The organism is Pusillimonas caeni (assembly GCF_003545815.1).
Taxonomy (GTDB): domain Bacteria; phylum Pseudomonadota; class Gammaproteobacteria; order Burkholderiales; family Burkholderiaceae_B; genus Pusillimonas; species Pusillimonas caeni.
The window spans coordinates 529,320-536,808 of sequence record NZ_PDUW01000003.1 but is presented as its reverse complement, the minus strand read 5'-3'; the positions used below and the strand labels follow the sequence as shown (position 1 = coordinate 536,808).

At 64.0% G+C, this 7,489-nt stretch carries 4 protein-coding genes; all 4 read left to right on the top strand.

Annotation, left to right across the window (positions count from 1 at the left end; genetic code table 11):
• The first annotated feature begins 149 nt into the window (after positions 1-149).
• The 4 genes from CSC67_RS09845 (at position 150) to CSC67_RS09830 (ending at position 7,461) form a co-directional block, all read left to right on the top strand.
• The gene (locus CSC67_RS09845; RefSeq protein ID WP_118994328.1) at positions 150-425 is read left to right on the top strand and encodes a GNAT family N-acetyltransferase; all 276 of its coding nucleotides are present in this window, start codon (positions 150-152) and stop codon (positions 423-425) included.
• A 243-nt stretch (positions 426-668) separates the two neighbouring features.
• Positions 669-3,260, top strand: coding sequence for a bifunctional aconitate hydratase 2/2-methylisocitrate dehydratase (acnB, locus tag CSC67_RS09840; protein WP_118994327.1), 2,592 nt, complete (start codon positions 669-671; stop codon positions 3,258-3,260).
• Positions 3,261-3,439: 179 nt separating this feature from the next.
• On the top strand, positions 3,440-6,142 hold the full coding sequence (gene acnA, locus CSC67_RS09835; RefSeq protein ID WP_118994326.1) for an aconitate hydratase AcnA: 2,703 nt from the start codon (positions 3,440-3,442) through the stop codon (positions 6,140-6,142).
• Between the two features lie 107 nt (positions 6,143-6,249).
• Positions 6,250-7,461, top strand: a complete 1,212-nt coding sequence (locus CSC67_RS09830) for a DUF2863 family protein (RefSeq protein ID WP_118994325.1) — start codon at positions 6,250-6,252, stop codon at positions 7,459-7,461.
• Positions 7,462-7,489: the final 28 nt, after the last annotated feature.

Genomic DNA, 7,489 nt, shown 5'->3' with positions numbered 1-7,489 from the left:
AGGCCAAGTTCCGCACCAACCTGGCCCGGCGCTTTGCGGCCAGGCAGCAAGCGCGTATCCTGGATGTCTCGCTGGACCAGGCGCGGCTCGAAGCCATGCCGGTCCACGAATACGTCGACCTGTACGTCATCTGACCGGAGTAAAGCCTCATGAGCCGAGCCATTGAATTCAACGAGAACCAGCGGCGCTTCGAATGGACCGAAGACGGTGCCTTGTCGGTGCTCGACTACCAACTGAGCGGCAACGTCATGACCATCACGCACACGGGCGTGCCGGCAGCGGTCGGCGGCCGAGGCATCGCCGCCGACCTCACCCGCCACGCCCTCGACACGGCGCGCAGCCGCGGCTGGAAAGTGCGGCCCGTGTGTTCTTACGCGGCCGTGTATATCAAGCGCCATCCGGAATATCAGGATCTGGTGGCGTAGGGTTCCGTCTGAAGGACCCAGAGAATGGCCACCGACACCAAGACTTGGCGACCAAAACCACCGATGTCGTCAAAACCCGCATCCCGGACTCTCCCTCAAGCCCCTGTAAACAAAATCCCCAAAATCCCACAAGCCCAAGTCTTATATAAGATATAAGACATAAGACATTTGCCTGAAACCCGCCTTCCGAATACAATTGAGGCAAGCACCTATTCAATCTCCAAGATCAAAAAGGCACGCCTCATGCTGGAAACATATCGCCAACACGTTGCCGAACGCGCTGCGTTGGGCATTCCTCCCCTTCCCCTGTCGGCGCAACAAACCGCCGACCTCGTCGAACTGCTCAAGGCGCCGCCCGCCGGCGAAGAGGCTGCCCTGGTAGAACTCATCACGCACCGCGTGCCCGCCGGCGTCGACGATGCCGCCAAGGTCAAGGCCTCCTTCCTGGCCGCCGTCGCCTTCGGCAAGGCATCCAGCCCCCTCATCAGCCGCCAGAAGGCCACCGAACTGCTGGGCACCATGCTGGGCGGCTACAACGTCGCCCCGCTCATCGAACTGCTCGACGACGCCGAACTCGGCGCCACCGCCGCCCAGGGCCTCAAGAACACCCTGCTCGTCTTCGACGCCTTCCACGACATCCAGGAAAAGGCCCAGAAAGGCAACGCCAACGCCAAGGCCGTGATGCAAAGCTGGGCCGATGGCGAATGGTTCACCAGCCGTCCCGAAGTCCCGCAAAGCCTCACCGTCACCGTCTTCAAGGTGCCGGGCGAAACCAACACCGACGACCTCTCGCCCGCACCCGACGCCACCACGCGTCCCGACATCCCCCTGCATGCCCTGGCCATGCTCAAGAACCGCCGCGAAGGCGCCCCGTTCCAGCCCGAAGAAGACGGCAAGCGCGGCCCCGTGCAGTTCATCGAAAACCTGAAAGAAAAAGGCCATCTCGTGGCCTACGTCGGCGACGTCGTGGGCACCGGCTCCTCGCGCAAGTCGGCCACCAACTCCGTCCTGTGGTTCACCGGCGAAGACATTCCCTACGTCCCCAACAAGCGCTTCGGCGGCGTCTGTCTGGGCGGCAAGATCGCCCCCATCTTCTACAACACCATGGAAGACGCCGGCGCCCTGCCCATCGAGCTCGACGTATCCCAGATGGACATGGGCGACGTGGTCGAACTGCGTCCCTATGAAGGCAAGGCGCTGAAGAACGGCGAAGTCATCGCCGAGTTCGAACTCAAGTCCGACGTGCTGTTCGATGAAGTGCGCGCCGGCGGCCGCATTCCGCTGATCATCGGCCGCGGCCTCACCGCCAAGGCGCGCGAAGCGCTGGGCCTGCCGCCCTCCACCCTGTTCCGCCTACCCAAGAACCCCGAAGACTCGGGCAAGGGCTTCACCCTGGCGCAAAAGATGGTCGGCCGCGCCTGCGGGCTGCCCGAGGGCCAGGGCGTGCGCCCCGGCACCTATTGCGAGCCCAAGATGACCTCCGTGGGCAGCCAGGACACCACCGGCCCCATGACCCGCGACGAACTCAAGGACCTGGCCTGCCTGGGCTTCTCGGCCGACCTCGTCATGCAGTCCTTCTGCCACACGGCCGCCTATCCCAAGCCCGTCGACGTCAAGACGCACCACACCCTGCCCGAGTTCATCAGCACCCGCGGCGGCATCTCGCTGCGTCCCGGCGACGGCGTCATCCACAGCTGGCTCAACCGCATGCTGCTGCCCGACACCGTCGGCACCGGCGGCGACTCGCACACCCGCTTCCCCATCGGCATCTCCTTCCCGGCCGGCTCGGGCCTGGTGGCCTTTGCCGCCGCCACCGGCGTCATGCCGCTGGACATGCCTGAATCAGTGCTGGTGCGCTTCAAAGGCAAAATGCAGCCCGGCGTCACCCTGCGCGACCTGGTCAACGCAATTCCGCTGTACGCCATCAAACAGGGCCTGCTCACCGTCGCCAAGCAGGGCAAGAAGAACGTCTTCTCGGGCCGCATCCTCGAAATCGAAGGCCTGCCCGACCTCAAGGTGGAGCAAGCCTTCGAATTGTCCGATGCCTCGGCCGAACGCTCGGCCGCCGGCTGCACCGTTCGCCTGAACAAAGAACCCATCATCGAGTACATCAACAGCAACATCGTGATGCTCAAGTGGATGATCGCCAACGGCTACGAAGACGAGCGCTCGCTGGCCCGCCGCATCAAGGCCATGGAAGCCTGGCTGGCCGATCCCAAGCTGCTCGAGCCCGATGCCGACGCCGAATACGCAGCCGTCATCGAGATCGACCTGGCCGATGTGCACGAGCCCATCGTCGCCTGCCCCAACGACCCCGACGACGTCAAGACGCTGTCCGACGTTGCCGGCGCCGTCATCGACGAGGTCTTCATCGGCAGCTGCATGACCAACATCGGCCACTTCCGCGCCGCCTCCAAGCTGCTGGAAGGCAAGCGCGACATCCCGGTCAAGCTGTGGGTGGCGCCGCCCACCAAGATGGATGCCCAGCAGTTGACCGAAGAGGGCCATTACGGCGTCTTCGGCACCGCCGGCGCCCGCACCGAAATGCCGGGCTGCTCGCTGTGCATGGGCAACCAGGCCCAGGTGCGCGAAGGAGCCACGGTCATGTCGACCAGCACCCGCAACTTCCCCAACCGCCTGGGCAAGAACACCAACGTCTACCTCGGCTCGGCCGAGCTGGCCGCCATCTGCTCGCGCCTGGGCCGCATTCCGACCCGGGAAGAGTACATGGCCGACATGGGCGTCATCGACAAGAGCGGCGATGAAGTCTATCGCTATCTCAACTTCGACCAGATCGAAGAGTACAAAGAAATCGCCGACTCGGTCGGCGTCTGACGCCCGCCAGGCTTTGTTTCCGGCATCCCCCGCGCCCTGTGGCCGGGGGATTTTCTTATTCGCCAAAGAGCCGGCAAACGGGCATAAAATAGGCGAAAGGCTCAATCGGGCTCTTCGCCCGTACCGCCGGCCCCCTCAACGTCCATTCCCGCCTTCAGCCAATCAGCACGGAGCAGAGTATGCCGCACAACACCTTCAATAGCCTGCAGAAGTTCAAGATCGGAAAAAAATCGGCCAACTTCTATTCGCTGCCCGCCCTGGGCAAGGCCCTGGGCATCGACGTGCAACGCCTGCCCGTCTCGATCCGCATCGTGCTCGAGTCCGTGCTGCGCAACTGCGACGGTAGAAAGATCACCGAGCAGCACGTCAAAGAGCTCGCCGGCTGGCAGCCGAACGCGCCGCGCGTCACCGAGATCCCTTTCGTGGTCGCGCGAGTCGTGCTGCAGGACTTCACTGGCGTACCCTTGCTGGCCGACATCGCGGCCATGCGCTCGGTGGCCGACCGCATGGGCAAGAACCCGAAAAAGATCGAGCCCATGGTGCCGGTCGACCTGGTCGTCGACCACTCGGTCATGATCGATTACTTCGGCACCAACAAGGCCCTCGACCTCAACATGAAGCTCGAGTTCCAGCGCAACCAAGAGCGCTACCAGTTCATGAAATGGGGCATGCAGGCCTTCGACACTTTCGGCGTCGTGCCTCCGGGCTTCGGCATCGTCCATCAGGTCAACCTCGAGCATCTGGCGCGCGGCGTGCATCACGATGCCGCCAGCAACGTCTACTACCCCGACACCCTGGTGGGCACCGATAGCCACACCACCATGATCAACGGCATCGGCGTGGTGGGCTGGGGCGTCGGCGGCATCGAGGCCGAAGCCGGCATGCTGGGCCAGCCGCTCTACATTCTCACGCCCGACGTCGTCGGCGTCGAGCTCAAGGGCGAGCTGCGGGGCGGCGTCACCGCCACCGACCTGGTCCTGACCCTGACTGAACTGCTGCGCAAGCAGAAGGTGGTGGGCAAGTTCGTCGAATTCTGCGGTTCGGGCACCTCCAGTCTTTCGGTCACCGACCGCGCCACCATCGGCAATATGGCGCCCGAGTACGGCGCCACCATGGGCTTTTTCCCCGTCGACGAGCGCACCCTGCGCTACTTCGAAGGCACCGGCCGCACCCAGGACGAGATCGACGCCCTCAAGGCCTACTTCACAGCGCAGGGCATGTTCGGCGTGCCCCAGGCCAAAGACATCCGGTACAGCCAGCTCGTCACGCTCGACCTCTCAACCGTCACGCCTTCGCTGGCCGGCCCCAAGCGTCCGCAAGACCGCATCGAAATCGGCGAGGTCAAACAGACTTTCGCCGGCCTGTTCATCGAGCAGTCGGCCAACGGCTTCAACCAGCCGGCCGAAAAACTCGATCAGGTATTCACCAGCAGCGCCGGCACCCAGGTCAAGAATGGCGACATCCTCATTGCCGCCATCACTTCGTGTACCAATACCTCCAACCCCAGCGTGCTGCTCGCGGCGGGCCTCATGGCCAAGAAGGCGGTCGAGGCGGGCCTGAAGGTGCCCAAGCACATCAAGACCTCGCTGGCCCCCGGCTCGCGGGTGGTCACCGACTATCTCACCAAAACCGGCCTGCTTCCCTACCTTGAAAAGCTCGGGTTCAACGTGGCGGCCTACGGCTGTACCACGTGCATCGGCAATGCCGGCGACCTTACACCCGACCTGAACGAAGTCATCACCCAGAACGGGCTGGTCTGCGCCGCCGTGCTGTCGGGCAACCGCAACTTCGAGGCGCGCATCCATCCCAACATCAAGGCCAACTTCCTGGGTTCGCCGCCGCTGGTGGTGGCCTATGCGCTGGCCGGCACCGTCATGCGCGACCTCATGACCGAACCCGTGGGCCAGGGCAAGAACGGCGACGTCTGGCTGGGCGACATCTGGCCCACCAACGCCGAAGTCGAAGCCCTGCTGAGCCAGGCGCTCGACCCGCAGGTGTACCGCAGCAACTATGCCGAGATCCAGTCCAATCCCGGCAAACTCTGGAAGAAGATCTCCGGCGTCACCGGCGACGTCTACGACTGGCCCAAGTCGACCTACATCGCCGAGCCGCCCTTCTTCACCGATTTCAACATGACGCCGGCTCCCATGCCGCCGGTCGGCAACGCGCGCGCGCTGGCCATCTTCGGCGACTCGGTCACCACCGACCACATTTCACCCGCCGGCTCCATCAAAGAGACCTCGCCGGCCGGGCAATGGCTCAAGGCGCATGGCGTATCCAAGGCGGACTTCAACAGCTACGGCTCGCGCCGGGGCAACCACGAAGTCATGATGCGCGGCACCTTTGCCAACGTGCGCATCAAGAACCTGATGATTCCGCCCAATGCCGACGGCAGCCGCTTCGAGGGCGGCGAAACCCTGCATCAACCCAGCGGCGAGCGGCTGTCCATCTACGACGCCGCCATGCGATACATCGCCGAAGGCGTGGACACCGTGGTGTTTGGCGGCGAAGAATACGGCACGGGCTCCTCGCGCGACTGGGCGGCCAAGGGCACCCAGCTGCTGGGCGTCAAGGCCGTGATCGCGCGCAGCTTCGAGCGCATCCACCGTAGCAATCTGGTCGGCATGGGCGTGCTGCCCCTGCAGTTCAAGGGCGAGGACAGTGTCGAGTCGCTGGGCATTACCGGCCAGGAAACCTACGACATCACCGGGCTCGAGAACGGCATCAAGCCGCAGCAGGACGTCACGCTGTCCATCCGCCGCAGCGATGGCTCCGTCCAGCAGGTGCCCATGCTGCTGCGCATCGACACCGCCACAGAGGTCGACTACTACCTGCACGGGGGCATTCTGCCCTATGTGCTGCGCGAACTGCTGGCGGCCTGATCCGCACTATCCGCTTGCCCCCCGGCACGTCCCTGGGCGTGCCGGGGGGTTCTGCATTGAACCCTGCCTCAGGGTTAAACTAAGGTATTGATATCCCGTTTCTTACGATGTCCACTCAAACCCGATCCACCCCCCACGCCCGGTTGTCACGCGATGCCCAGCGTCTGGCCGTCCTGGCCGAATCGCTGGCCCGATCGGGCAGCCGGCTCGAAGACGCCTACTGGGAAAACCTGTTCCAGGTCCAGTTGAACAAGCTGCTGACACAGAAAAGAAACGACGCTGTCGAATCGACGCTCGAGCACCTGCTTGCCGCCAACACCGAAGCCTACGAAATTCTCATCGAGCAGGTCGAGACCCATTCTGAATCCACCACCTTGACGCACGAAGGACGCGATTACGACGTTCTGCTTTTCTGCGCCCCGGTCGTGGCATGGACGCGCTATCAGCTGCCCAGATCCTACGACCTGAAACCGCTGCTCGATACCCTGGCGCGCCAGTTGCATGCGCACATCGTCGCCGAAAACGCCCAACTGGCGCTGCTTTCCGAAATGCTCAATTTCGACCAGATGCCGCAGTCATTCCACGAAACCCTGGAATGGACGCAGCGGCTGGGCCGGGCGGCGCTGAAGCAAAAAAGCGAAAACAGCCTCATCCGGCCGGCCCCGCCGACCGACGGCATGCTGGCGGACGCGCGCTTCATCGTCGGCGCCATTGCGGTGCCCAAGGGCGAAGCGCTGTTTCGCTGGCAGGCGGGCGCACCGGACGCGGTCGTCAGCCGCGAGCAGTGCTTCGAAGCATGGCAAGCCGCGTGCGCCGAAATACTGCCTCCCCTGTTCACGGGCTGCAGCATCGAATACCTGCAACCGGACGCCTACTACATCAGCAGCCGCGAAGCCGACCGGCGCATCCGGCCACTGGCGCTGAAAGCCGCCGCCACCTGGCTGCAAACCGCGGCCGGCCTGCCGGGCAACCAGATCCGGGCCACGGTCGTCGCCTGCGGGGAATCCTCTGTCGAGGAATACCGCATCGGCTTCAGCACGGTCCACAGCGCCGACGTCATCTATGGGTGCATCTGGCCGGTGCTCAGCAAGGAAGAAGCCGTCGCCGACATTCTCGATACGCAGCAGGCCAGCATCCCCGAAGAGATCGCGGCGCTGCTCAAAGAGCAGGGCGTCACCGATGTGCGCCAGTTGCCGGGGCTGTTCCGCGCCGAGTTCTGCGACGATTGCGGCGCGCCCTATTTCCCCGATCCCCTGGGTGAAATGCAGCATCCCGAGCTGCCGGACGAGATCGACGTCAATCCGCTGAACTTCCATTGAACGCGTCCGGCCCGCCGCCTCCCGGTCC